20 protein-coding genes and 1 pseudogene are annotated in these 25836 nt (G+C 29.7%); 5 read left to right on the plus strand and 16 right to left on the minus strand.

The window, feature by feature from the left end; all coding sequences use genetic code 11:
- Window positions 1-15 precede the first annotated feature (15 nt).
- The 7 genes from L1S46_RS08665 to L1S46_RS08695 all read right to left on the minus strand — a co-directional run bounded on the left by L1S46_RS08665 (window position 16) and on the right by L1S46_RS08695 (window position 7836).
- The gene (locus tag L1S46_RS08665; protein WP_012060161.1) at window positions 16-711 is read right to left on the minus strand and encodes a response regulator; all 696 of its coding nucleotides are present in this window, start codon (window positions 709-711) and stop codon (window positions 16-18) included.
- Between the two features lie 4 nt (window positions 712-715).
- Complete coding sequence (locus tag L1S46_RS08670; RefSeq protein WP_023973029.1) at window positions 716-2290, minus strand: sensor histidine kinase; 1575 nt, start codon at window positions 2288-2290, stop codon at window positions 716-718.
- A gap of 263 nt (window positions 2291-2553) precedes the next feature.
- Entirely contained in the window at window positions 2554-3624 is a 1071-nt protein-coding gene (gene buk, locus L1S46_RS08675; protein WP_065418680.1) for a butyrate kinase, read from the minus strand.
- 185 nt (window positions 3625-3809) lie between these two features.
- A complete protein-coding gene (locus L1S46_RS08680) occupies window positions 3810-4784 on the minus strand; it encodes a 2-keto-3-deoxygluconate permease (protein ID WP_012060164.1) in 975 nt (324 codons plus the stop codon).
- 200 nt (window positions 4785-4984) lie between these two features.
- Window positions 4985-6157, minus strand: coding sequence for a malic enzyme-like NAD(P)-binding protein (locus L1S46_RS08685; RefSeq protein WP_065418681.1), 1173 nt, complete (start codon window positions 6155-6157; stop codon window positions 4985-4987).
- 342 nt (window positions 6158-6499) lie between these two features.
- On the minus strand, window positions 6500-7315 hold the full coding sequence (locus L1S46_RS08690; protein WP_077308863.1) for a TraX family protein: 816 nt from the start codon (window positions 7313-7315) through the stop codon (window positions 6500-6502).
- A gap of 68 nt (window positions 7316-7383) precedes the next feature.
- Complete coding sequence (locus tag L1S46_RS08695; protein WP_077854694.1) at window positions 7384-7836, minus strand: Lrp/AsnC family transcriptional regulator; 453 nt, start codon at window positions 7834-7836, stop codon at window positions 7384-7386.
- A 133-nt stretch (window positions 7837-7969) separates the two neighbouring features.
- Between L1S46_RS08695 and L1S46_RS08700 the strand changes: the two genes are divergently transcribed.
- Window positions 7970-8392 carry a carboxymuconolactone decarboxylase family protein gene (locus L1S46_RS08700; RefSeq protein ID WP_238899768.1) on the plus strand — a complete coding sequence of 141 codons (423 nt, stop codon included), beginning with the start codon at window positions 7970-7972 and terminating at the stop codon, window positions 8390-8392.
- A gap of 61 nt (window positions 8393-8453) precedes the next feature.
- Here the strand turns inward: L1S46_RS08700 and L1S46_RS08705 are convergent, their stop codons facing one another.
- Complete coding sequence (locus L1S46_RS08705; RefSeq protein ID WP_238899769.1) at window positions 8454-10253, minus strand: heme NO-binding domain-containing protein; 1800 nt, start codon at window positions 10251-10253, stop codon at window positions 8454-8456.
- Window positions 10254-10612: 359 nt separating this feature from the next.
- On the opposite strand from L1S46_RS08705, the gene L1S46_RS08710 reads away from it, so the two are divergent.
- On the plus strand, window positions 10613-12130 hold the full coding sequence (locus L1S46_RS08710; RefSeq protein WP_077829388.1) for a PLP-dependent aminotransferase family protein: 1518 nt from the start codon (window positions 10613-10615) through the stop codon (window positions 12128-12130).
- 82 nt (window positions 12131-12212) lie between these two features.
- Here L1S46_RS08710 and L1S46_RS08715 read toward each other — a convergent pair whose 3' ends face one another.
- The 8 genes from L1S46_RS08715 to L1S46_RS08750 all read right to left on the minus strand — a co-directional run bounded on the left by L1S46_RS08715 (window position 12213) and on the right by L1S46_RS08750 (window position 23266).
- Window positions 12213-13553 carry an FAD-dependent oxidoreductase gene (locus L1S46_RS08715; RefSeq protein WP_171787647.1) on the minus strand — a complete coding sequence of 447 codons (1341 nt, stop codon included), beginning with the start codon at window positions 13551-13553 and terminating at the stop codon, window positions 12213-12215.
- Window positions 13554-13838: 285 nt separating this feature from the next.
- On the minus strand, window positions 13839-14240 hold the full coding sequence (locus L1S46_RS08720; protein WP_012060172.1) for a response regulator: 402 nt from the start codon (window positions 14238-14240) through the stop codon (window positions 13839-13841).
- 35 nt (window positions 14241-14275) lie between these two features.
- Window positions 14276-15805 (minus strand): ATP-binding protein, encoded by a 1530-nt coding sequence (locus L1S46_RS08725; RefSeq protein ID WP_238899770.1) that lies wholly within the window; start codon window positions 15803-15805, stop codon window positions 14276-14278.
- A gap of 160 nt (window positions 15806-15965) precedes the next feature.
- The gene (locus tag L1S46_RS08730; RefSeq protein ID WP_238899771.1) at window positions 15966-18860 is read right to left on the minus strand and encodes a methyl-accepting chemotaxis protein; all 2895 of its coding nucleotides are present in this window, start codon (window positions 18858-18860) and stop codon (window positions 15966-15968) included.
- Window positions 18861-18938: 78 nt separating this feature from the next.
- A complete protein-coding gene (locus L1S46_RS08735; RefSeq protein WP_012060175.1) occupies window positions 18939-19442 on the minus strand; it encodes a chemotaxis protein CheW in 504 nt (167 codons plus the stop codon).
- Between the two features lie 23 nt (window positions 19443-19465).
- Window positions 19466-21529 (minus strand): chemotaxis protein CheA, encoded by a 2064-nt coding sequence (locus tag L1S46_RS08740; RefSeq protein WP_238899772.1) that lies wholly within the window; start codon window positions 21527-21529, stop codon window positions 19466-19468.
- Between the two features lie 24 nt (window positions 21530-21553).
- Window positions 21554-21907 carry a response regulator gene (locus L1S46_RS08745; RefSeq protein ID WP_012060177.1) on the minus strand — a complete coding sequence of 118 codons (354 nt, stop codon included), beginning with the start codon at window positions 21905-21907 and terminating at the stop codon, window positions 21554-21556.
- A 573-nt stretch (window positions 21908-22480) separates the two neighbouring features.
- Complete coding sequence (locus tag L1S46_RS08750; RefSeq protein ID WP_238861252.1) at window positions 22481-23266, minus strand: Cof-type HAD-IIB family hydrolase; 786 nt, start codon at window positions 23264-23266, stop codon at window positions 22481-22483.
- Window positions 23267-23454: 188 nt separating this feature from the next.
- Between L1S46_RS08750 and L1S46_RS08755 the strand changes: the two genes are divergently transcribed.
- From L1S46_RS08755 to L1S46_RS26320, 3 genes and pseudogenes are all read left to right on the plus strand, one after another.
- Window positions 23455-23610: a hypothetical protein gene (locus L1S46_RS08755; RefSeq protein ID WP_238899773.1), complete on the plus strand. Its 156-nt coding sequence runs from the start codon at window positions 23455-23457 to the stop codon at window positions 23608-23610.
- A 33-nt stretch (window positions 23611-23643) separates the two neighbouring features.
- Window positions 23644-25095: pseudogene (locus tag L1S46_RS08760) on the plus strand (glycoside hydrolase family 3 C-terminal domain-containing protein); the annotation flags it as partial.
- A complete protein-coding gene (locus tag L1S46_RS26320) occupies window positions 25069-25719 on the plus strand; it encodes a fibronectin type III-like domain-contianing protein (protein ID WP_275298982.1) in 651 nt (216 codons plus the stop codon). The pseudogene L1S46_RS08760 and the gene L1S46_RS26320, both read left to right, overlap by 27 nt.
- The last annotated feature ends 117 nt before the right edge of the window (window positions 25720-25836 follow it).

Below are 25836 nucleotides of genomic sequence, written 5' to 3' on the forward strand. Positions count from 1 at the left end.
TCATAAACCGTAACATTATAGACCTTTTATTTTATATTTATACAATGGCCTTCCAATTTTTCCATACTCTATGATTTTCTCCAGTTCGCCTTGTTTGCTCATATAGTCAAGGTATTTCCTTACAGTAACTTTTGCAATGCCTAACTTTTCTGATAAGTCCTCAGTAGTAAAATACTCTTCTTTAGTATTATTAAGCTCATTAGCAATTGAATTATAAGTATACTTGTTCAAGCCCTTTTCTAGATTTGGTTTTGTTTCACTATTGTTTGTTTTCTTATTTTTATTACTCAAAATAAACTTATCTAGATCGCTTTGTTCCATAGTCTGGCTATTTTCAAAGCTATTTAATCTTTCTCTAAAAATATTGAGAGATTCGTTAAACCTTTCAAATGTAAAGGGTTTTATCAAATAGTCTACAACTCCATATCTAAAAGCATCCTTTACTCTCTCTACACTCTTATCAGCAGTAATTAATATAACATCAGATAATATTTCATTTTGCCTTAACCACTTTAGCAAATCTATGCCATTTTCATTAGGAAGAAAAATATCTAATAAAATTAAATCTACCTGCTTCTGCATCAAAAATTCTTTTGCTTCAGAAAGGTTTGCAACTGCTTTTTCCAGTGAAAATCCCTCTATTTTTTTCAAAAACTTAGAATTAATTTGTCTTACCATCGGATCATCTTCAACAATCATAGTTTTAATCATATATTTAACTCCTCCTCATAGGTATAGATATCTCCCATTCAGTACCATCATCAACTTTAAATTTAATAGCTCCTTTAGCTTCATCAATGATCTTTTTCACTATATACATCCCAAATCCTCGTTCCCCTTCTTTACTTGTGATTCCAATGTTGTAAATAGAATTTCTGATATTCTCTGGTATCCCACAGCCATTATCCTTTACCATAATTTTCATTTGATCATCTTCCTCAAAAATTTTCATATATATTTCACCAGTCCCATCATTTTTAACTGCATCAATAGAATTTTCTATTAGATTTCCTACAACAGATCCTAACTCTTCTGATGTCATATATTGTGGTAATTTAATTACTCTTGAGTCATCATCTATTATCAAATTGATTCTAGCTTCTTCACACTTACTATATTTAGATAGTATTAACGCTGCCAAAGATACATTTTTTATTTTATCAGATATTATAGTAGTTATATTCTTTTTACTTTCCACTATTACATTAACAAACTTAATTACTTCATCATATTCTTCGAGTTGTATAAGTCCTGAGATTGTGTGAAGTTTGTTCATAAATTCATGATTTTGTGCTCTAAGTGACCATGCCATTTTCTTTATACCAGTTAACTCCTCAGCCATTTTTCTAACTTCACTTAAATCTTCAAATGTTACAACTAATCCAAGAATTTGTTTTTTAAATCCTCTTATAATACTGTATTTACACATAACGTTTACTCCAGGACGAACTTTTATCTCAATATTAGTCATAGATTTCCCACTGTTTAAAACTTTTAGAGCCATACTTTCGTAGGTAAAATCAGTAATCGGCTTCCCTATATCATTTTCTTTCAAATGTAAAACTTTACTAGCTTGCCCGTTAAATAGCGTTATGCATCCATTATTATCTAAAGCTATTATACCTTCCTTTATATTTTCAATTACAGTTTCTTTTTGCTTTAAAGCCAAGGCTATTTCTTCTGGTTCAAGTCCAAATATTGACTTCTTTATATTATAAGATAGAGCTATAGCTCCCGATATACCCAATATTAATCCCATTAATATTATAGGAATAAATTTATACATTTTCGTATAGACTTCGTTATCAAATTTATTATACAACATACCAACAGCAACTGCACCTATCTGCTTATTACTATCATCATAAATAGGTGCAAATGCTCTTACAGAAATACCAAGTGTACCACTTCCTGTTGATATATATTGCTCTCCTGTGCTTAATACCCTATCTTCATCTCCACCAGCAAATCTTTCCCCTATTTTACTTTTATCTGGGTGAGAATATCTTATGCCATTCATATCCATAATTACGATAAACTCTACATTTGTCTTTATACGGGCCTTCTCTATCTCACTATTTAACAGATCAATCGGAATTGCCTTATTTCCTTTCAAATATTCTTTAACTTCATAGGTTGATGCAAATGAATCCGCTATATTCAACATATTTTTATCTATTTGATCTCTTAATAACTTTTTCATTTCAATAAAAGAAAGTATTGTTATACTTCCAATTGAAATTACAAGGATAGCTATTACAAGAGATATTATTTTACCTTTTAGCTTCATTTTATCTCCTCTATCTAATTCTAAATTTTAGTTCACTTACATTATATATAAATAATTCCTTATTACAAAATAGTACAACTTCCTTAGTAATACGTTTACTTGCTATTTATCAAAGCAATTTCCCACAAAAAGTTAAGAGCGTATCCCTAGGAATCCGCTCTTAATTCATGATTTATTAAAGCCAATAAACTAATACTCAATAATTATAGTAATACTAATGCTATCTTTTCAACTACTTTCTAATCTTTAGTATATACAGAAGTCTATTTATATTCTTTAACTTCTTCTTGCCCGTTTAAAACTCTTAGTGCACCTTGAGCTAAAGCAAGCATTTCATCTTCACCTGGATAAACAGTTATTGGAGCAATAAATTCCACTTTTTCTTTTATGATGTCTACCATCATTTTTTCGTAGGCAATGCCTCCAGTTAAAATTATCGCATCTACTTTTCCACATAAAACCGCAGCTGCTGCACCTATATCTTTTGCTACTTGATATCCCATAGCTTCATAAACTAACTTTGCCTTCATGTCTCCTTCTGATGCAAGTTGTCTAACTATTCTCCCATCGTTTGTATCAAGATATGCTACAAATCCGCCTTTTCCAGTTATCTTCTTCAATATTTCTTCTAAAGTATATTTTCCGCTAAAACACATTCTAGCTAAATCACCAGATGGTATACCACCACTTCTTTCTGGTGAAAATGCGCCTTCTCCATCAAGAGCATTATTTACATCAATTATTCTCCCATTTTTATGTGCGCCTACCGAAACACCGCCTCCCATATGAGCAACTATAACATTTATATCTTCATAGTTCTTCATATTTTCTTGCGCATACCTCTTAGCCACTGCCTTTTGATTTAATGCATGAAATATACTTTTTCTTGGAAGTTCTGGCACTCCTGAAAATCTTGCTATATCTTCCATTTCATCTACAACTACTGGATCTACTATAAAAGCAGGTTTATTAATAGACCTCGCAATTTCATTGGCAATTATAGCACCAAGATTAGATGCATGCTCTCCTTGAACATTTTCTTTTAAATCTTTTAACATATTATCGTTTACACTGTAGGTACCACTAACTATAGGCTTTAAAAGTCCACCTCTTCCAACTATTGCATCCATTTCAGTTATATTTATTTTATTGTCTTCTAGTATTTTTAATATAACATCTGTTCTAAAGCTTTGTTGATCGACTACGTACTTAAACTTTCCTATCTCTTCTGATGAATGTCTAAGTGTTTCCTCAAAAATTTCCTTTTCACCTTCATATACTGCTATTTTAGTTGATGTGGAACCTGGATTTATAATTAATAATTTATGACTCACACATTTTCCTCCCCTACGTTATATTTAATTATAGTATTTGCATCTATTGTTATTATTATCAACACAGATACAAAACCTGTTTTTAAATTATACTCTGTAGGTATCAGCTTTAGCAAGTATTTTTCAATATTAAAATTAATTTTATTAATTCATACTATAGCTCTTAACCCAATACTAATAATTATTTATTGCACTACTGCTTCTCTGCTCAATTTCTTTTCTTTATTTGCTCTAAGCATTTTAAACACATAAGAAACAATGAATGGACAAACAATAGCAGATACTACGCATGCCGCTGCAACTTGTGCTGTTGCTATTGTTGCTATTGCAGCCAATGTTGGATCTGCCGCTGCAACAGCTGCTGGTGTGGCTACGGCATTTCCTGCTGTTGATCCTGTTGCAAGTCCAATTATAGGTTCTTCTCTAAATAATTTTAAAAGTATATATGCCCCTATTCCAGTAAAGGCAGCTATCACTCCTAATAATATACCAGGACCTCCAGCTTTTACAATTGTATCAAGATTCATTCCTGCACCTAATGGGAATGAGAAGAATGGAATTAATAACAACTTACTGCTTCCAAGAAACTTTCTCATATCAGGGTCGGCGTTTCCTAAAATCATTCCTATCCCTATTGGAATTAAAACTGCAACAAGTGACATAAATGGAATTTGAGCAAGCCCTGATGCACCTAATGCAACCAAAGTGAAAAATGGACCATCTTTTAACGATAATAGAGCATAAGCACCTACATCTGTTTCATCACCATATTGTGAAGCTAAAGATGCATATAACCCACCGTTGCAATTTGTTAGCGCTGAAAGAATCGCTAGTGGTGATAAACCTAATACACCAGCTGGTCCAAAAACTTTTCCTACAATTATACCGATACCAGCACCCACTATGAATTTTCCAGATATTAATAGTGCACCTTTTTTTAGTGCTTTAGGTGCTAATTTGAAATTAATTTGTGAGCCAATTAAAAACATAAAGCAAGCCAGAATTGTTGATGATGCCGTCGAACTAAATAGTGCTGTTGTATATCCACCAATTTTAAGAAATTGCGGACAAAAAGTGTTAACTAGTACTCCTAAAAAAAGTGGAACAAGCATCATACCACCCGGTATTTTATCAAGTGTTTTCTTAATTGGGATTTGCATATATATACCTCCTAAAATCTTGTTTTTTATCTTTAAACCTTTACATATGTCTCATGATAAACTTCTACTTAAACAATCCTAATTTATAATTTTGTTGGATATAATTAGTTATAATCGTATTTTATTTAGAATTTGTACATGTCACAAATATAGTAATTCTAATTTCTTACTTTCTAATAACATGTACAAATCGAATCCAGCTATTTTCTCGCAACCCCACTTTCTCTTGCAGCATTTGCAATTGCTTCTGCTACCTTTGTAGCAACATTTTTATCTAAAGCACTTGGAATTACATTATTTTCATTTAACTCTTCATCTTTAATGTATCCAGCTATGGCATATGCTGCAGCAAGTTTCATTTCCTCATTTATTTCTTTTGCTCTAACATCCAAGGCACCTCTAAAAATACCTGGGAAAGCTAGAACATTGTTCACTTGATTTGGAAAATCTGAACGTCCTGTTCCTATAACTCTTGCTCCAGCCGCTTTTGCTTCATCTGGCATAATTTCCGGTGTTGGATTTGCCATTGCAAAAATTATTGCATCTTTATTCATTGCTTTAACCATTTCAGGCTTCAATATTCCTGGAGCAGACACGCCAACAAATACGTCAGCACCAATTAAAGCATCTGCAAGGCTTCCTTTTATATTATCTGGATTTGTTATTTCTGCTAAAGCATCTTTAGCATCATCAATTTTTTCCATGCCTCTATATAAAATACCTACTTTATCGCAAGCAACTAAGTTTTTTACTCCTGATGATAATAAAAGCTTAGCTATTGCAGTTCCTGCAGCCCCTGCCCCATTTACTACTACTTTTATATCTTCAAGCTTCTTATCTACTACTTTAAGTGCATTTATAACACCAGCAAGAACAACTATTGCTGTTCCGTGTTGATCGTCATGAAATACAGGTATATCAACTACTTTCTTTAATTTTTCTTCAACTTCAAAGCACCTTGGTGCTCCAATATCTTCTAAGTTTATTCCACCAAATGTTGGCGCTATCAATCTAACTGTATTAACTATCTCATCAACATCGTTAGAATCTACTAATATAGGGAAAGCATCAACATCTGCAAATTCTTTAAATAAAATTGACTTTCCTTCCATTACAGGCATTCCTGCCATTGGCCCTATATCTCCTAGTCCTAACACTGCACTTCCATCTGTTACTACTGCTACCAGATTTCCTTTCGATGTATATTTGTAGACGTTTTCCTGATTCTCATGAATTTTTCTGCATGGTTCTGCAACTCCTGGTGTGTATGCAAGACTTAAATCATCTCTTGTTTCAACCTTAACCTTAGATGTGATTGAAATCTTTCCTTGTTTTTCTTCATGTAATTTTAAACTTTCTTCAAAATAATTCATTTAAAACATCCCCTCTATATTTAAACATTTACATTTGATATTTAATATTTTGCTGTTGTTTGGTGTAACTAGATAATATCATTTTGTCTGAAAATTTAAAATATTAAGTAAGTTTAATTTATGTTTAGTAAATTAAGAATACTTTGTGTTTTTTTTAACGAGTATTTTAATTGCCCTAAATAACTTTTTCACATAGCATCAATAGATATCTTTTTAGACATATTAGCTTGTGTACTATGCAAATATAAAAAAAGCATATCCTAGAAATAAAAAAACAAAATGAAGATCCTATTCTTTTGAACACGATCTCCATTTTGCATTTTCATAAGCCATTATTTAACTTCAGTTTATATGTGTAATTCCTCCCAATAAAAATAATATGAATATATGGATAGGATAATAAAAATAAAATAAATATTTTAATCCTCGTCCCTTTTTTCCATTATAAAGCATCATTAGCGGTATAGCGAAAATCATAATCCACTGATTGTAACCATAAAATATATTCTTAAATGAAAAACTCGCAAATGGAAAAAACGATACTGAAAAAATTGCATAAACAATCATCATTTTTTTTCTGTCATTTCTTAAATAAAAAAATATTATTCCGAGAGCAACAAATGAAACACTTCCTTCACAAAGCAATGGACAAGGTAAAAAGGATATAATAATTCCAGCTATGTTTTTTGAAAATATTGAATAAGTACTTATTGGTAATACAACTTCAAACATTATCGCTAAAAAAATAATATAAATTTTCCTATACAAATCTTTGTTTTCATCTCTTAAATATTCAATTAGTAATATATTTAATGCTATCAAAAAGAATGTCTCGAATATATTATTACTCACTGGAAAATATGATGGATCATCAACTGATATCTTCCATGAAATAAATTTTCCTAAAGACATTACTATTGAAAATAAATATAATCTTTTAACATAAGTTTTTCTATTCCCTGTATAAAAAAAGCCTTCTGCCATTGTAAAGAAAAAAAGTGGAGCCGATAATCGCCCAAGCCAATTAAACCAAATTGGAATTCCAGTCGATGCTAAGAATTCATGCATATGGTCCATTGTCATTAATACTAATGCGATTATCTTCAAAGAAAATCCACTAAACCCTTTTTGAATAATATTATTATTTGCTATATACATACTGTATCTCCTAGCTATTATTAAAACTTCATATGTAAGTTCATGCATATTTATTAATAACTATTTATTTATATATGTTCCATAAACTTATTTATGTTATTATCTATTTCTACTTCTGAAAATGCAATAATTGTTGTTGTCAGTGAATATTCTGATATATCATTTATAAACTCTTCTATCTCTTCTAAATTCTTTACAGATAATTTTACTAAGAAACATCCATCCCCTGCTATCCTATATCCCCATTCACTTCGTTTATGATTTTTAATAAAATTTTTAAATTTGTTATATTCTCCGTTCTTCATTGTAATCTTCATTATACAATCAATTGATAATCCCAGCTTTTTCTTATTTATTCTAATTGTATAGCCTTCTATAATACCGCTATCTTGAAGTCTGTTCACTCTCTCTGTAACGGAGGGAGGTGATAAATTTATACGCTTAGATAATTCTCTTATTGATAACCTACTATTTCTTTGCAACTCTGATAATATTGATATATCTATTTCATCAAATTTCATATGTAACGCTCCTAGTATATTTTTTGTTCCAAATATAACCTTATCATTAGTATTATATGTCATCTAGAATGTAAATAATACTATAACTCCTATATAATATTAATTGTTAATATTATATAAAAGGAGATTTATTATGGCAAGAATCAATTTTTCAAAAGAAGGAAATACACCATTTCAAAAACTATTAGGACACAATAAAGATATTATGTTAAAGTGGTCCGATTTAGAGAATTTTCTTTTCTCTACCAATACATTCACTTCTGAATTAAAAGAACAGGTAAGACGTACTTTGGCATTTAATAATGGCTGTGAATATTGTATGGCTAAAGGTAAGCCATTCAATAACATAAACGATTCAAAGATTTTAGTAGCTACCAAATTTGCAAATTCATTTTCAAAAAATTCTGTAGTTAGCGATGAGGATTTCATCCCTTTAAATAATGAACTTTCTGAAAAAGAAATTTCAGAGCTTATTGCTCTAATATGCTTTATAACAGCTTCTCAAAAATTTGGAGCTACTCTTAATTTACAACCAAGTTGTTCAATTAATATTTAATAAAAATACCTACTAAAAGTAAATGATTTTCTTTTAGTAGGTATTTTTATATATCATGAATTTAAATTTTATATTTCTCTAGATCATTTTTAAAGGTTTTTGTAATACCTTTAAAATCAGATATATTATCTATAAGTTTTTTTATCTCATTTGTATAATTTATTACACTAGCACTTACTTCTTCCGATGATGCTGAATTTTCTTCCGCAATGGCTGCTAACGACTCTATACTATCATATACATCAGATATAGAATCAGCTTCAATATTTAACTTGCTTATAGTCTCAATCATAGAAGTTGCTACACTCTGTACTGATTGATTAGCTTCATAGCTAATATTTCGTACGACGTCTAAGTTATTGGTTTCTTTTTCTAATACATTATATTGAACATCTATGTGATCCACTAAGAAACCTATTTCTTTAACAAATTGAGCTAAATTAGAGTTAATATCAAGTACTGCCTCTTTGGACTGTTCAGCAAGTTTTCTTATTGATTCTGCAACAACAGCAAACCCCTTCCCTTGTTCTCCTGCCCTAGCTGCTTCTATGGATGCATTCAATGCTAATAAATTAGTTTGTTCTGCTATTCCTGATACTATAGATACAATATTATTTATATCTTTAGCCCTTCCTTCAAGCTGTGTCCCCTTCTCTTTAACTTCATTAAAACTCTGTAAAGATTTCAAAATATTTTTACTTGCATTTTCAACATTTTCATAGCTATTATTAATTTTAAGCATGGCATCTTCAAGTTCTGATTTATTTTCATTCTCGTTTTCAACTATATTCCTTAAGGCTTCGATGTTTCCATTAAGTGCTTGTACAGCTTTATCTGTATTCTGAGCTTGTGTAACAGCCCCATTCGCAACCTGTTCAACAACGCCACTTATTTCTGTTGAAGTATGATTCATCGAATCAGAAATCTTGTTTATTGTATTTACAAAAGTATTCATTTCATCTGTAACACCTTTAAATCCAACGAAATCTGCCTGAATTACTTTTTTATGTTCCTTAAGTAAATCATAAATTTCTTCAAAGAAATCATTAGTGGTAATTTTTCCATCAATATTGTATTCATTTTTAATTATTCGTTCTATTTCCTCTTTTATTTTTCCTATAGGTGACATAATTAAAGAAACACCTACAAATGTAGCTAAACCGGATACTAAGCTTCCTATTAAAACCTTTGTAATATCATTTATTCCTAACATTATCAAAAAAACTATAGCCGATATTACGAATGAAAATACTCCTGCCTTTGCCCCAAAACTTTTTATAATACCCAAAGAAAAAACTCTATTAAAAAAGTATTTTTTATTGTAATATACGTCTCTTTCAAAAGTAAGTTTTAATTTAAGCTCACTGCTCGTTCTTGATATTTCTTTTATATCCACTTTTTCGTTAAAGTGTTCGCAAGTCCCTTGAAGCATACCTAAAAAATAGTCAAACATTCCTCTAGAAGAATTATAGCTAAAGATAGCTTCCCTACTCGATATTGGTTCTATAGATACCAAAGGTGGCTTCGCTCCTGCAAACTTTTTTGTCATCACTACATGTACATCAAACATCGACTTTAAAAATGAATATACATTGTCATGTTTGAAAAATGCTGGATAATCATGGCTAAAAGCTTTTATATTATCTTGTCCAATTTTTCTCCAAAGAGTTCCTACCTCTATATTTTGAGATTTAGCTATGTATGATATTATTTTCTTAACTTCTCCATCGTCTACATTTTCAATAGGTGAAAATATTTTTGTTGTTCCCCAACCTATATAATCCATTGCTTCGTTGACAATTGAGTCTCCAAACAACTTTCTATTTGTCTTCATCCATGTTGATACAACGGTCCCTTTCATAAACACATTACCTCCTTTTCTATTTTTCTATAACAGTATTTCATGCCATTTATCATATTTCACGTTATTGTATAATATAATTATACACTTATTTCCTTTAGTCAGTAAATATATTACTAGTTAATATATATTATTATTTAATATCTTCATATCTTTATTTTTAATAACCATCGCACCATTTTATTGACACAAAAGAAATAGTATGGTAAATCTAAAATAATTGAAATAAATTAATTCTATACAGTTTAATTGCATTTATAAAATTCATTAGATATTAGTATTAACAATATAATTTAAACATTAAGTATTTTCTTATTAAATTTGTTGTTGCTTATCTAAAGTAGTGAGGTGATTCAGCATTGATATTTTCTAATCTTAATATAAATAAAGATGAGCCTATTTATATTCAAATTGAAAGACATATAAAACAAGGCATTAAAAACGGTGAATTAAAAAAAGATAGTAAGCTTCCATCTACAAGGGAAGTAAGTAAGTTTTTGAATATAAGTAGGAATTCTGTAATTTCAGCTTATGAGGAATTAGAAAGCATAGGAATAATAACAACAAAAAGAGGAATAGGTACTTTTATCTCCATAGAAAGTGAAAATGAAAGTTATGAATATAATGTGGATTTTTCTAAAAGGATTAACAATTATGGAACTACCTTAAAGAAGTTTGATATCATAAAAAGTGAATTGCCGTATAAGAAGGGAATGATATCATTCAAATCCATTTCTCCTGAAAGTCATCTCTTTAATCTTGATGATTTTAAAAGATCTCTGTTAGATGCTTGGACTTACGAGGAAGCCAATCTATTAAATTACGGTTATGCTAAAGGATATAAGCCATTAATAGATTATTTTTTAGATTATATGAGAGATAAAAGAGTTGATACTAATAACAAAGATATCTTAGTAACTAATGGATTTACCGAAGCCTTTGATATAGTAATTAGTTCGCTAACAAATAATGGTGATATTATTTTATGCGAAGAACCAACACATAATACAGCTTTAAAAATTATGAAAAGCTATGGATTAAAGATAGTTCAAGTAAAAATGGATAAAGAAGGCCTAGATTTGATATCTCTTGAAAGTGCTTTAAGTAAATATAATCCAAAGTTCGGATATTTGATTCCGTCTTACAATAATCCAACTGGAATAGTAACTAAAACTGAAAGAAGAAAGGAAATATATAAACTTTTTAGAAAATATTCTGTTCCTATAATAGAAGATGGCTTTAATGAAGAATTACTCTACTCAAGCTCCCCAATTGATCCAATAGCATCACTATGTGGAACTGGTAATGGAGTCATATATATAGGAAGTCTTTCTAAAATACTGTTTCCAGGTCTTAGAATAGGATGGATATTCGCAGATGATAAGCTTATAGAAACTTTAGAAAGTGTAAAACGTGGAAGAAATATTCATTCTTCTTTTTTAGATCAAAGCGCATTTTTCTATTATTTAAAAAGTGGTGCCTTCAACAGATATGTTAAAAATGTAAGAAAATATTATAGAGATAAATACAATCTTGTACTCGATATGGTTGAAAAATATATTCCATATGAATATATAACTGGTGAGGGTGGCCTTCATGTATTCATAAAGCTAAAGAACAACATAAATGCAAGAACTCTTCTAGAACTCTGCTATAAAGATAATGTATTATTTATGCCTGGTGATATTTTTTATGAAAATTCCAATGATAATGTAGAATTTCATACTAAAACAGATGATAACAAGCCTATTAGCCATAGAAAAAAAAGCTTAAAAGGCTATGATACTTTTAGAATTGGATTTGGTCGAGTAAGTGACGAAAATATAAAAAAGGGCATTGCGATAATAGGAAAAAATATAAGACTTTTGGATAATTAGTATCTACTTAAAGTAAAAAAATCATTGCCACAAAATTATGGCCAATGATTTTTTTATTTAACACCTATTATAAGAATTTTTACTATATATTTTTTAATGCCTGCAAAGCAGCTATATTTAGTAAACTCCAAGGTTTATTAAAATGTGGTTGGAAGAAGAAATCTGTCATTGCAAGTTCTTCTATAGTCATTTTATTTTGAATTACTACTGACAATGTGTTCATAAATTGTGTTAAATCTAAATTCGAAATTATTTGACCTCCAAGTATTCTTCTACTATCTTTATCATAAACTAATTTTAATAATGCTTCTTCGTAAGTAGGCATAAACTCTGGTCTATAGTTATCTGTAACAGAAACAGCTCCTACATTAAATGATGTTGTATTTTTTGCAACTTCTTCAGTTAATCCTGTAGATGCAATACATTTTTCATATATCTTAATTCCTGATGTGCCTTGTGTTCCCATATACTTTAATTTAGGCTCAACTATATTATGCGCAATTAAAGTTCCCATTCTCACTGCATTTGTTGCTAAAGGTATATATCGTGTATCATCAGCCGGATTGAACTTAACAACACAGCAATCTCCTGCTGCGAATACATCTTTTCTACTTGTTTGCATATATTCATCAATCATAATTGCACCATTTTGAAGTGTCTCCAATTTACCTTTTACAAGAGCAGTGCTTGGTGCAAAGCCAATGCATAATATAACTAAGTCTGCCTCATATTCATTATTATCAGTTACTACATGTGAAACTTTATCATTATCTCCCTTGAACAATTTAACTTTTTCCCCTAAAACTAGGTTTATTCCATGATCTCTAAATTCATTTTCTGCAATATCAGTAAATTCTTTGTCCAAGTACTTAGACATTATTCTCTCTTCAGCATCAATTAATGTAACATTTTTATTCTGAATTTTGAAAGCTTCTGCAAGTTCCACACCAATGTATCCGCCACCAATTACAACTACATTCTTTGCATCACTACGTCTAGCTTCAATTTCTTTCGCATGATTATAGTTCTTACATAATAAAATATTTTGTAAATTTCCGCCTTCAAACTTAGGTATTATTGGCCAAGACCCTAATGTTAAAACTAGCTTTTCATAACTATCTTCAAATATTTCACCATTTTCTAAATTCTTAACTTTAACAATTTTATTATCAAAGTCAATATCTAAAACGTCATGTTTCATCTTTGTTTTAACTCCTAAAGAGCTCAAATTATCTGGCGAATTATAAAATAACTTTTCTGTTTCAGTAACTATTCCGCCTATACTTAACGCAATTCCACAAGATAGAAATGATATATTATCGTTTCTTTCATAAACTACGACATCACTATCTGGGTATAATTCCTTTAAATTAACAATAGCAGCTGTTCCTGCATGTGTACATCCAATTACAATAACCTTCATATCATATCCTCCTGAAATCTTTTCGATAATTTTTACTTATAAATAATAATTATTAACTAATAATATTATATATCTTTATTCAAGAAAAATAAAGAATTTTTCTTAAATAATATAATTATTCTCTAATATCCATTTTGCAATTAAATTTCTACATTCGCTAGTTATCTATCACCTAGTGTGATAAAAGTTTTATAATGTAGATTTGTCATTGAAACATAAATATCTTATTAATTATCTATTTATGATATATTTTATACTTCCCATTGAATAATATACTTAAAACCCTTATTCTATCTTTTTAAAGTTCAATTTTTCCATTACAAGATCCAATTTTTTTATATCAATAGGCTTTGTCGCATATACTTCACAACCATTGTTAAAAATACTTTTGACTAAGTCCGCATCATTTAGAGCTGTTGTCATTATTATTTTAACTTTCTTATTATTCTCAATATCTTTTTGCTTTTCTATTTCTCGAATAGTCTTTAGAACCTTCACTCCATCTACCTTTGGCATCATTATATCTAAGCACACCAAATCATAAGGTTCGCCTTCATCTAATGCAATTAAATAGGCATCTAATCCTTCCATTCCATCAAGTGTGATATCGCACTCACCATACTTGGACATAAATTTAAACAAAAGCTTTCTACTTGAAAGATCATCTTCTACTATTAAAATTTTCACTGTTAAGCCCCCTTATAAAATATATAGTATAAAACTTATAAACTATTTGTAATTTTCTCGTAGTTATTTTTAATTCCCAACTCATCTTTCTTTCTTGCCGCAAGTTCAATTTTAAATGCTAAAATCTTAATATTATTCAAACTGTTTTCTTCACAATATTCTTTTATTTCATGAGCTATATTTTCAATCTTAATGTAATCTTCTAGCGTTTTTTCTTCAATAATATATCTCTCCATGCTATATAACCATTTTAACAACGTCTCCTTAATCTCTTTATCAACTATAATAAGACTATTATTATATGTAGTATTTCTTAAGAATAGTTGAATGGTGCTTTTTGCCTCTAAGTCGATGTTCTTTAGAGTCCTTTCTAAAATTTTTTTAAGTTTATTTATATCTATTGGTTTTGAAATATAGTCATCCATACCTTGTGATAAAAATCTTTCTCGATCTCCCTTCAAAGCATAGGCTGTCATCGCTACAATAGGAATATGCCCTCCTGTTTTTATTTCATTTTTTCTAATTATCCTAACAGTTTCACTTCCATCTAATTCAGGCAATTGTACATCCATTAGAATTAAATCAAATCTGTAATTTTCAATAAACTTCAAAGCTTCAACTCCATTTGATGCAATCTTTATATTAATATATCCCAGCTCTTTCAACACTTTTTTAATCACTATCTGATTGATCTTATCATCTTCTACTACGAGAATTTTTTCACTCTTAGAATTTTCATCATTTATTTTTTGATGATCTAATTCTCCAATATCATCCATTGCCTTTTCTAATTTAATGGCAAAGTAAAATTTACTTCCAACTCCTTTTTCACTCTCTACTTCTATATTACCACCCATTAATTCTACAAGTTTTTTGGAGATAGAAAGTCCAAGTCCCGTTCCTCCATATTTTCTTGTTATAGATCCATCAACCTGACTAAAACTCTTAAAAAGGTGTTGCATCTCATCTCTGCTAATTCCAATCCCTACATCTTCGACCACAAACTGAATTTCATATTCATTTTTACTTTTGTTTATCTTTTTTACTTTTATAATTACAAATCCAGATTCTGTGAATTTTACAGCATTAGAAACTAAATTATTTAATACTTGCTCAAGTCTATATACATCTCCAACTAAAACTTGCGGAATATTCTCATCAATCGTATAGTGAAGTTGTATATACTTTTCATTAGCCTTTGGCAAGTTAGTATATATTACATTTTTAATAAGAACTTGTATATTAAAATTCACATTCTCAATCAAAACTTTCTCTGCTTCAATTTTTGACAAATCTAAAATATTATTTATTAATGATAATAACGAATGAGCACAACTTTTTACAATACTCAGATTTTCTTTTTGCTCTTCTGTAAGATTAGTTGAAAGCGTCAGATCTGTCATACCTATTATTCCATTCAACGGAGTTCTTATTTCGTGACTCATATTTGCTAGAAACTCACCTTTAGCTCTATTGGCTGCCTCTGCTGCTTCTTTAAGTTTGAAAAGTTCTTCTTTTGTCAGTGCTCGGTCAAACTTATACACATTTTCTCTTTCATTCCTCACAATATTCCCCAACCTTTCCCTTTAGATATATTAACTCCTGTTAATACTATCCTTATTTTAGAGGAATAAACCACTTATCTTATCTCATTCTATATAATTAAGGTAGGAAGCAAAACAAAAATTTCTCTTAATTTTCTCTTCCTACCTTTATCTTTGTAGATTAGTATTTACCAAATTCACTATCACTTAGTTTTATTCTTTTTTTATTTGAAGTAACTGCCACTTCTTTATCTAGCGAGTTGTCTCCAATATCATACGATTGTCTCAATATATAGTTCTTACTATTTTTGCTTACTCTTCCTCTCGAGCTATCATTTTTAAGTTTAAAACTAGAAACTAAATCTTTAAGCAGTTCTGATTGACTTGAAAGTTCCTCACTAGCCGCTGCACTTTCTTCCGCTGTTGCTGAGTTTGTTTGAACAACTTGTGATACTTGCTCTATTCCTAAATTTACTTGTGATATTCCAGTAGCCTGTTCATCTGAAGACGCTGCTATTTCTGATACGAGAGTCGCTGCTTTAGATACCCCATCAACTATTTCGTATAAAGCTTTTGCTGTGTTATTAGCAATTTCAGTTCCATTTTCCGATTTCTTTATGGAACCTTCAATAAGAGCTGTTGTTTCTTTCGCTGCATTTGCACTCCTAGCTGCTAGATTCCTAACTTCTTCAGCAACTACTGCAAAGCCTTTTCCATGTTGTCCTGCCCTTGCGGCCTCAACTGCTGCATTTAGCGCAAGTATATTGGTCTGAAATGCTATTTCATCTATTACCTTTATAATTTTTGAAATATTCGCTGAAGATTCATTTATTTCACCCATAGATTTAAGCATTTCATTCATATGCCTACTTCCTTGTTCTGCATTTACTTTTACTTCAAGAGCTAACTCCTTAGCCTGATTCGCATTAAAAGCATTTTCCTTAGTTTGTGCTGCAATTTCGGTTATTGACGATGTCAATTGTTCTATCGCACTTGCTTGCTCTGTAGCTCCCTGTGATAATAACTGACTACCGTCTGAAACCTGGCTCGCACCTGTATAAACTTGTTCTGACACATTATTTATTTCACTAAGAACTGAATTTAACGAGTCTATTATTGTATTTAGAGAAACTGATATATTATTAAAATTACCATGAAACTCTTTTACATTTTCAATATTGAGATTACCTTGTGAGATTTGTCCTATTATATCAGAGATTTCTCCAACAACACGTTTTAATCCATCTTCGGTCTCATTAACAGCTTTAGCTAGAATTCCAAACTCCCCTTTATAATTTTCACTTACTGGAACATCAAGGTTCCCTTTAGATATTTCACTCATAACACTTGTAACTTCCTTAATTGGTTCTACCATAGCTCCAATCAATTGATTTACACCCTCTACAACCTGTTTAAAGTCTCCACTGTGTTTTGTTTCATCTGCTCTTATATCTAATTTTCCTTCTATCGCAGCATTTGACAGCATTTTGGCATCAAATATAAGATTATCTATTGCACGCTTAACATCTTTTAAACTATTAGATATTCCTTCAAATTGTCTGCTAACTTCATCAGTAAATTGATCTGCTTCTTTAATTTTTAAGTCAAAATTAGTATTTCCACATGCCAAAAGCTTTAGATTTCCCTCAAGTCTCTTAACTTCACCCTTTGTATAATCGCTTACCCTAATAATAGGTGTTAAATCAGTTACAACTTCCACATATCCTACATTCTCACCATTTTTATTCTTTAAGTAAGACGTATCTTGCTTATTGCTCATGCCACACCATTCAAAGAAACTTTCTGATTTTCCCTTATGTAGCTGTTTTATACCACATTTTTCAGTATTACATATATTAGCCCCCGCATGACTACACGCCAACCCGTAACCAGATTTTCGATCTCTAATGACACCTTGATTAATCATTAAATGTTCAAATGACTTGTTCATATACGTCCAATTCATATCATTGTCTGTAACATGAATTGGGAAAGGTATAGCATCTATAATAGCCTCATACCAAACAGCCTTATCTACTACAGTATCTAAAGTTCCATTTACTCCATCTATTACTTTTCTGAAATCTCCTTCATGTTTTCCTGCATCAGCTCTTGTTTCAAACTTTCCTTCTATTGCCGAATTTGATAACATATTTACATCTGTCACTAGCATCCTTACATTTTCTACAACCTTATTTAATGCAGGAGCTATTTCATCTTTTTCATCTTTCGCAACTATATTAATATCCATGTTACCTTTAGCTATTTTATTCATAGCCCCTATAACATCATTCTGTAATGTGTTAGAAAACGAGTCCATAACCTTAGCCATTTGTCCTATTTCATCGTTAGTTGATATGTCCACTCTTTCACCAAGATGCCCTTTACTCATTTCACCAAGAATAGTTAATACTTTATTTATCGGTCTACTAATTAATCCCGATATTATAATTCCGAATACTAAGGCAATAACTATTCCCATAGAAATTACTACAAGCATTATAATAATTGCACTACTCGCAGCTTTTGAATTAATGTCAGCCTTCACTTTACCTTCTGCTTCTTTTAGCTCAATAAGTTTGGTAGCTGAATTATCAATATTACTAGAGAATATGCCTGCATCACCATTCATGATACCTACAGCCTCTGTATCTTTATTTTGCAACGCTAAATCAATAAATTTATCTCTAAGTGGTCTGTATTTATCCATATTTACTTTTAAATTATTATATTCATTAACTAATTCTTGATCTTTAAGGGTGAGCTTAAGCTCTTCCATAGCTTTATCTATTTCTTCATCATTTTTAGATATTATATTCTTACTTTCATTATTTTTATATGTATCAGTTTCAATTAACAAAGTTCTACACAATACTTTATTTTTTTGTAAATTTACCTGTATAGTACTGGCAAAACTAATAGCTTTTGTGTTGTCTTCATATAGATCACTATCTAATTTACTGATTTTTTGTAAATTAAAAATCCCCACCGATCCTACAATTCCCATTAATATAACAATTCCTAAAAACGCCGTTAAAATTTTACTCCTTATCTTTAAATTCAAAAACCACTTCATATTCTTTACCTCTCATCTTCTTCAAATTTTATCTGAACGTAATTTCATTTAAACTTACTTAATATGCTCTTACAATTATTAATTTTCTCCATTCTTTAATTCTTCTATTTCATCATCTTCTAAAAGCCTATTACAATCTATAAGAAGCCTTACTTCATTCTGAATCTTTCCAATACCCTTTATATAACTATTTGAATTGTGTTTCTCTAGATTTACTTTTGGAGGAGGAGAAATATTACTTTCATCAATATTGGCAACCTCTATAACTTTATCTATTATTAAACCGATATCTATATTTTCAATTTCAACTACAATAATGCATGTCCTATCGTCATATTCTTTTTCCTCTTTTTTCAGTTTAATCCTGACATCCATCACTGGTATTATTTTTCCTCTTAGATTTATTACACCTTTAATATACTTAGGTAATTCCGGCACCTCTGTTATTGGCTCAACTCCTATTATTTCTATTACATATTTAATATCAATTCCATAGCACTCTTGACCGATCGAAAATATTAGGTATTTATCCTTTTGAGTATCTTCTTCATTTTCAATCATTACATCCACTAACTCTGACATTCTAATCCTCCCATAACGCAATTTTATAAGTTAACAATTTCAGATATATCTAATATTAAGCTTATAGTTGCATCTCCCAATAATGAACAACCACTTATTGCTTTCACCTTTTTTATATATTCTGGAAGTGCCTTAATAACAACTTGTTGCTCTCCAATAAGTTCATCTGCGAAAATACATTTTGCTTTACCTTGATCTTCAACCATAATTACAATACCATCTTCTATATTTACTACATTAGTTTTTATATTATAGAACTCATGAAGCTTTAATATGGAATAACATTCTCCTCTTATTAATATCATTTCATTATTATCTATATCTCTTATAATATCTTCCCTTTTAATAATAAATGATTGCCTTATTGAAGTAACAGGAATGGTAAAAACTGATTTTCCTACTTTTATTGTCATACCATCAATAATCGCAAGAGTTAACGGAATTTTTATCGAAGTTGTTGTTTCTTCACCAGGTATACTATCAACTGTTACAATCCCCCTAATTTTCTCAATCTCCTTGGTAACCACATCCATTCCAACTCCACGTCCTGAGAATTCTGTAACATTTTCCTTGGTTGAGAACCCAGGTAGAAAAATCATTGAATATATCTCTCTATCTGTCAAATCGTTTTCCTTTACTTTTAGTAGTCCATTATCTTTTGCCTTTTTTAATATCTTATCTTTATTAAGGCCTTTACCATTATCTTTTATGATAATCCAAACTTCTCCACCAGTGTTTTTAGCCTCAATAGTTATTTTTCCAATTGAAGATTTCCCATTTGCAAGTCTCTCTTCTTTGGTTTCTATTCCATGGTCCATTGAATTTCTTACTATATGCATTAATGGATCACCTATATGTTCAATTATATTTTTATCTACTTCTGTCTCTTGTCCTATTATTTCAAGTTCTACTTCCTTATTCAATTTCTTACACATATCTCTAACTATTCTATTCATTTTAGTTAATGTCGGGGCAAGTGATACCATTCTTATTGACATAACAACATCTTGAAGATCAGAAAGCCTTTTTCTATGCTGCCTCGCTGCCTTATTAAAACTATCCAATTGCAATTCAGATATTTCTGGATTTTTAGTTACCATCGCTTCTGAAATAACTAATTCTCCTACTAAATCCATTAACTTATCTAATTTATTTACATCTACGCTAATTAAACTTTGTTTATACGATAAGCTTTTAGAAGCTACTTTCTCATTGTCATTTGTATCATTAACTATATTATTAATTGACTTTATAATATCTTCTTGTGGTTTTTCGTTCTTCTTACTAAATTGCTCACTGAATTCAATTTCACTATAAAATTTGTTTATATCAACATTATTCAAAAAAGCATTTTCCATCAAAAGTGTTCTAATATCCTCAATACTTTGATTTGTCTTGAAAAATATTTTAAATCCCTGCTTCTTTATAATTTCACACGTATCATTATTTTCAATAATATCTTCAGGATAATAATATGAAACTTCAGAAATCTCTTTAAGCTGATGCACAACAGTAAAGCATCTTATATTCTCCATATCACATTCTTCATCAAAAAACAAAGTAGAACTAAATAAATTAAGGTTTGAATTTACCCTATCAGTGCTTAAGTAATATTTTTGTTCTACATCTTCCTCACTTACTAATTCATCTGACCCGCCATTTCCCGAATCTTCTGAATTTTCATCGTATGTTTTAAGGAGTTTTAAAAACCCCTTAACTTTCTCTATAAATAAAGTAAAATCTCCATCTGTGTCTTTATTATTATTTATTTTTTCTGTTTCTATTTTTATTAAATCGCTTCCTTCTAAAACTAAATCTGTAAGTTTTGAATAATCTATTTTCCCTGGCTTTGATTCTCTAATAAAATAGAATAAATCTTCTATAGTGTGAGAAAGATTAGAAATGTTATCAAACATCATCATCCCAGAAGAACCTTTAATTGTGTGCATTATTCTAAATATTTCATTTATAGCTTCTGTTTCTAGTCTCTTATTCTTTTCACTATCAATAATGAGTTGCTGAAGTTGTTCTATCATATCAAATGTTTCGAATATAAACATTTCTAGCATCGGTTCTCTAGTATCCATGCTTGTCCTCCTTAGTAAACACTCTTAAAACTTGCTTAATGCTTTAACAAGATAATCTTCTTTAAATGGTTTTACTACGAAACCTTTAGCACCTTGAATTACAGCTTCCCTAATTTTGGTTTCTTGCCCCATAGCACTTAACATAATTACCTTAGCCTTTGAATCAAATTTCATTATTTCAGTTAATGCCTCAATGCCATCCATATCAGGCATCGTAATATCCATTGTCACAAGTTCAGGGTTTAGCATTTTATACATTTCAACAGCTTTACGACCATTTTCGGCTTCCCCAACAACTTCATAACCATTTTTTTCAAGCATTGTTTTTAAAGATAGCCTCATAAATGCAGCATCATCAACTACAAGTATTCTTTTCATAAATAATACCCTCCCGTTTTATCATAACTTTATTAAGATAATTAATATTTCAATCTATATTACTACATAATTCTTCCAATCTATTTAAATAATAACCTTTTATAAATTATATTAAAAATAATTGCAAGCATATTTTATCTGCAAACGTTTATAGGTGAAATACTTGCATAAATTGGTTGTATTATGTAAACAACTATCTGATTATAATTTAAATGATTTATCTTTAAAAGTCAATGCTTGTATTATTCTGTCTGTTTGTTCTAAAAATTAAGTATATTTGTATATTCTTACTATACCTATGTTTCATATTTACAATAATTTTTTAGCACAATATTACTTTTTATCAAATCAAACATAAAGTGTGAAATAAGCCAGTATAAATAATAAAACAACTATCCAATTTCTCTCTAATTGGATAGTTGTTTATATTGGGCTTATAACTCTCAACTAATTTTACTTATATTTTAATTCTAAATAAATTTATATACAGTGAAAAATATATAATTTATATTAGTACTGTTAAAATTACTAGTGACATGATTTTAATATCATACTCAGTTAGTAATTATAAGGTTATATTAATTTAAACTGTTTTAATCCTTTATAAATACCATCATTCTCAATATTATCTGTTTTATATTTTACAACATCAAGAATCTCAGGACTACTGTTTCCCATTGCAACTCCATATTTAACATATTTCAACATATCTATATCATTTAAACTATCACCAAATGCATATGTATTTTCAATATCAATTTCTAAACGCTTTATAATCTCCTCTATTCCCTTTACCTTAGAAAATCCTTTTGGTACTAATTCAATAAATTCTGAACTATGGCATATGCAGTCAAAATCCTTTTCTATTATTGAATATGCTTCTTTAAAATTACTATTCTCATATGTTCTGCATGTAATTTTATTGAAACTATGTTCATTTCCTGTTATTGGCTTTATTTTTTCCCTATATTTATTTTTAAACATCATTATTGAAGATCTTTTATCATCTATAAATTCCTCTTCATCCATATATAAATAATCTTGCCCTTCTAGAATGCAAAATACTTTATTATTTTTTAAAACACTTATTGCATTATCAGCTATTTGCTTTTCCAAATCTATGTTATAAACTACGTTTCCATCATATTCTACATAACAACCACAAGATGCGAGTATCCCATCAAACCCAATATCAATTAGATCTTGTGAAATCATTGCTCTTGCCCTTCCAGTTGATATAAAAGCAAGATGACCATTCTCCCTTAGCTGCCTAATACCTTCTATTGTACTCTTTGGCACACCAACTTCACGATTATATAGTGTCCCATCTATATCAAAAAAAACTGCCTTCTTTTCCATTCTTACCTCCTTAAAAAACAATTACATCCACAACTATATCATACATTAATAACAAAAGAAGTAAAAGGTAATATATATTATTTACTTTAAATATATAATAATGAGAGCTAAATTTTCCTTAAAATATGTTGCAATTTAATTTCAAATGTATAAATTAATACTATTAAGAAAGATAAGGTGGTATCTGAGTGGATATAAAGAAATTAATCAATGAAATGACCTTAGAAGAGAAAGCATCTCTCTGTTCTGGAAAAAACCTTTGGGCAACTAAAGAAATTGAAAGATTCGGAATTCCTTCAATAACTTTTGCGAATGGTCCCTATGGATTATCAAAAATAAACTGAAATTCTTATGACCCTGTTCCAGCTACGTGTTTTCCTACGCCTACTGCCTTGGCCGCAACTTGGGATGTTAATCTTGCTTATTCTGTCGGAAAAGCTATTGGTGAAGAATGCTTAGCTGAAAATGTTAATATTCTCTTTGGTCCTGCTGTAAATATTCAACGTTCTCCATTAAGCGGAAGAAATTTTCAATATTTTTCAGAAGATCCAGTTCTAAGTGGTGAAATGGGTGCAGCTTTTATAAATGGAATCCAAAGTGAGGGTATTGGAGCATGTGTTAAATATTACATTGGAAATAACCAGGAATCACATAGACAAAATATTAATAACATAATTGATGAACAGACTTTAAATGAAATTTATTTATCAAACTTTGAGCGGGTAATAAAAAATTCTAATCCCTTCGCTGTAATGGTTGCTTACAATAAAATAAATGGAATACCTTGTACCGAAAATGACTATTTGTTAATCGATATTTTAAGAAATAGATGGAATTTTGACGGATTAGTTTTATCAGACTTATATGCAGTAAATTCAATAATAAATTCATTACAGTCTGGATTAGACTTAGAATTTCCAAACTCACCTAATAATACAAAACAAATTATAGAAGCTGTACTTAGTGGTACTTTAGATTCATCAATCCTTGATAATGCTATTGAAGATATATTAAATACTATATCTAAAGTTATTAAACCTGTAAAAGAATGTGAATGCAATATTTATGACAAAGAAAAACATAATGATTTAGCAAGAGAAGTTGCTGAAGATAGCATTGTCCTTTTGAAAAATAAACGTAATCTTTTACCTTTAAAAAAAGATAGGTTAAAAAATAGGAAATTAGCGATAATTGGAGAATATGCAAAAGAAACAAGATGTCAAGGTGATGGTAATTCTAACGTCATACCTATAATGTTTGAAAATGCCTATGATGAAATAGTAAAACTCGTCGGAAGTTCCGTCAAAATATATTATGAAAAAGGTTATAATACTTCTAAAAATTCAGAAGATGATGATAACACACTTCTTGCAGATGCAAGAAAAACTGCACGTACCGCGGATATAGTTATATTATTTGTAGGAACTCCACAATACTATGATAAAGAATATGCTGACAATGTAAACCTAGATCTCCCCACTGATCAAGTGAAATTAATTAAGGAAATAGGTAAAGTCCAGAAAAATTTAATTGTAGTACTTAGCAATGGATCTCCAGTTACTATATCATCTTGGGCCAAATATGCTGATTCTATTTTAGAAACCTGGCTTCCAGGACAAGCAAGTGGAGGTGCTCTTGCAGAAATCCTATTTGGCATCGCTAATCCATCCGGTAAATTACCAACTACTTTCCCTATACAATTGTCAGACACTCCAACATATTTAGATTATATAGATTCAGAAAATAATTTACAGTATAAAGAAGGGGTTTTTGTAGGCTATAGATATTATGATAAAAAAAATATGAATGTTGAATTTCCTTTTGGATTCGGATTGTCCTATACTACTTTTAAATATAGCAGCTTAACTCTTGATAAAGATATATTAACTGATAATGATACATTAGAAATTAAACTTAAAGTAAAAAATACTGGAAAATATTTTGGTAAAGAAATTGTACAGTTATATATAAAGAATACTGATAGTAACATTTTAAGACCTGAAAAAGAATTAAAAGCCTTTACAAAAGTATCTCTTTTTCCAGATGAAGAAAAAGAGGTGAGTTTTTTGATTGATACAAAAGATTTTTCTCACTATGATATAAACACAAATAGCTGGGTAATTGAAAGCGGTCCTTATGAAATTTTAATTGGTAAATCTTCTAGAGATCTTCCTTTATCTAAAAACATTTATGTTCAGTCACCATATCTACCTAAGACTAATTATACTAGAGATACACTCGCACAAGATTTTCTCATTAATCCAAAAACTAAGGCAATTGTAGAACCTTTATTAAGCAGCGCTGCTCAATCCATAACTTCTGATACAAATGCGCAAGAAAAGCTTATAAATTACTTTAAAAATATTCCTATAGGAAGATTTACTACCTTAAGTAATGGAACATTCACTGAAAAAATGCTAAATGATCTTTTATATTCTGCGAATGAAGCTTAATTATAGAATATCTTCATTTATAATTCAAAATAAAATTACAACAATATATCTAAAAACTATATATTAGTGTATTCACATTAAAAAGAACATGTTTCATATAAGTATTTATCAACTTAA

The organism is Clostridium sp. YIM B02500 (genome assembly GCF_022324665.1).
In the GTDB taxonomy this organism is placed as follows: domain Bacteria; phylum Bacillota; class Clostridia; order Clostridiales; family Clostridiaceae; genus Clostridium; species Clostridium beijerinckii.

Excerpts from the sequence above, each read along its gene's own strand:
- L1S46_RS08690 (WP_077308863.1), bottom strand. The coding sequence starts at position 7,315 with ATGTATATAGCAAATAATAATATTATTCAAAAAGGGTTTAGTGGATTT.
- L1S46_RS08670 (WP_023973029.1), bottom strand. The coding sequence starts at position 2,290 with ATGAAGCTAAAAGGTAAAATAATATCTCTTGTAATAGCTATCCTTGTA.
- L1S46_RS08740 (WP_238899772.1), bottom strand. The coding sequence starts at position 21,529 with ATGGATACTAGAGAACCGATGCTAGAAATGTTTATATTCGAAACATTT.
- L1S46_RS08680 (WP_012060164.1), bottom strand. The coding sequence starts at position 4,784 with ATGCAAATCCCAATTAAGAAAACACTTGATAAAATACCGGGTGGTATG.
- L1S46_RS08695 (WP_077854694.1), bottom strand. The coding sequence starts at position 7,836 with ATGAAATTTGATGAAATAGATATATCAATATTATCAGAGTTGCAAAGA.
- L1S46_RS08745 (WP_012060177.1), bottom strand. The coding sequence starts at position 21,907 with ATGAAAAGAATACTTGTAGTTGATGATGCTGCATTTATGAGGCTATCT.
- L1S46_RS08715 (WP_171787647.1), bottom strand. The coding sequence starts at position 13,553 with ATGAAGGTTATTGTAATTGGATGTACACATGCAGGAACAGCTGCTATT.
- L1S46_RS08685 (WP_065418681.1), bottom strand. The coding sequence starts at position 6,157 with ATGAATTATTTTGAAGAAAGTTTAAAATTACATGAAGAAAAACAAGGA.
- L1S46_RS08705 (WP_238899769.1), bottom strand. The coding sequence starts at position 10,253 with ATGAAAGGGACCGTTGTATCAACATGGATGAAGACAAATAGAAAGTTG.
- L1S46_RS08750 (WP_238861252.1), bottom strand. The coding sequence starts at position 23,266 with ATGGAAAAGAAGGCAGTTTTTTTTGATATAGATGGGACACTATATAAT.
- L1S46_RS08735 (WP_012060175.1), bottom strand. The coding sequence starts at position 19,442 with ATGTCAGAGTTAGTGGATGTAATGATTGAAAATGAAGAAGATACTCAA.
- L1S46_RS08730 (WP_238899771.1), bottom strand. The coding sequence starts at position 18,860 with ATGAAGTGGTTTTTGAATTTAAAGATAAGGAGTAAAATTTTAACGGCG.
- L1S46_RS08700 (WP_238899768.1), top strand. The coding sequence starts at position 7,970 with ATGGCAAGAATCAATTTTTCAAAAGAAGGAAATACACCATTTCAAAAA.
- L1S46_RS26320 (WP_275298982.1), top strand. The coding sequence starts at position 25,069 with ATGAATGTTGAATTTCCTTTTGGATTCGGATTGTCCTATACTACTTTT.
- L1S46_RS08665 (WP_012060161.1), bottom strand. The coding sequence starts at position 711 with ATGATTAAAACTATGATTGTTGAAGATGATCCGATGGTAAGACAAATT.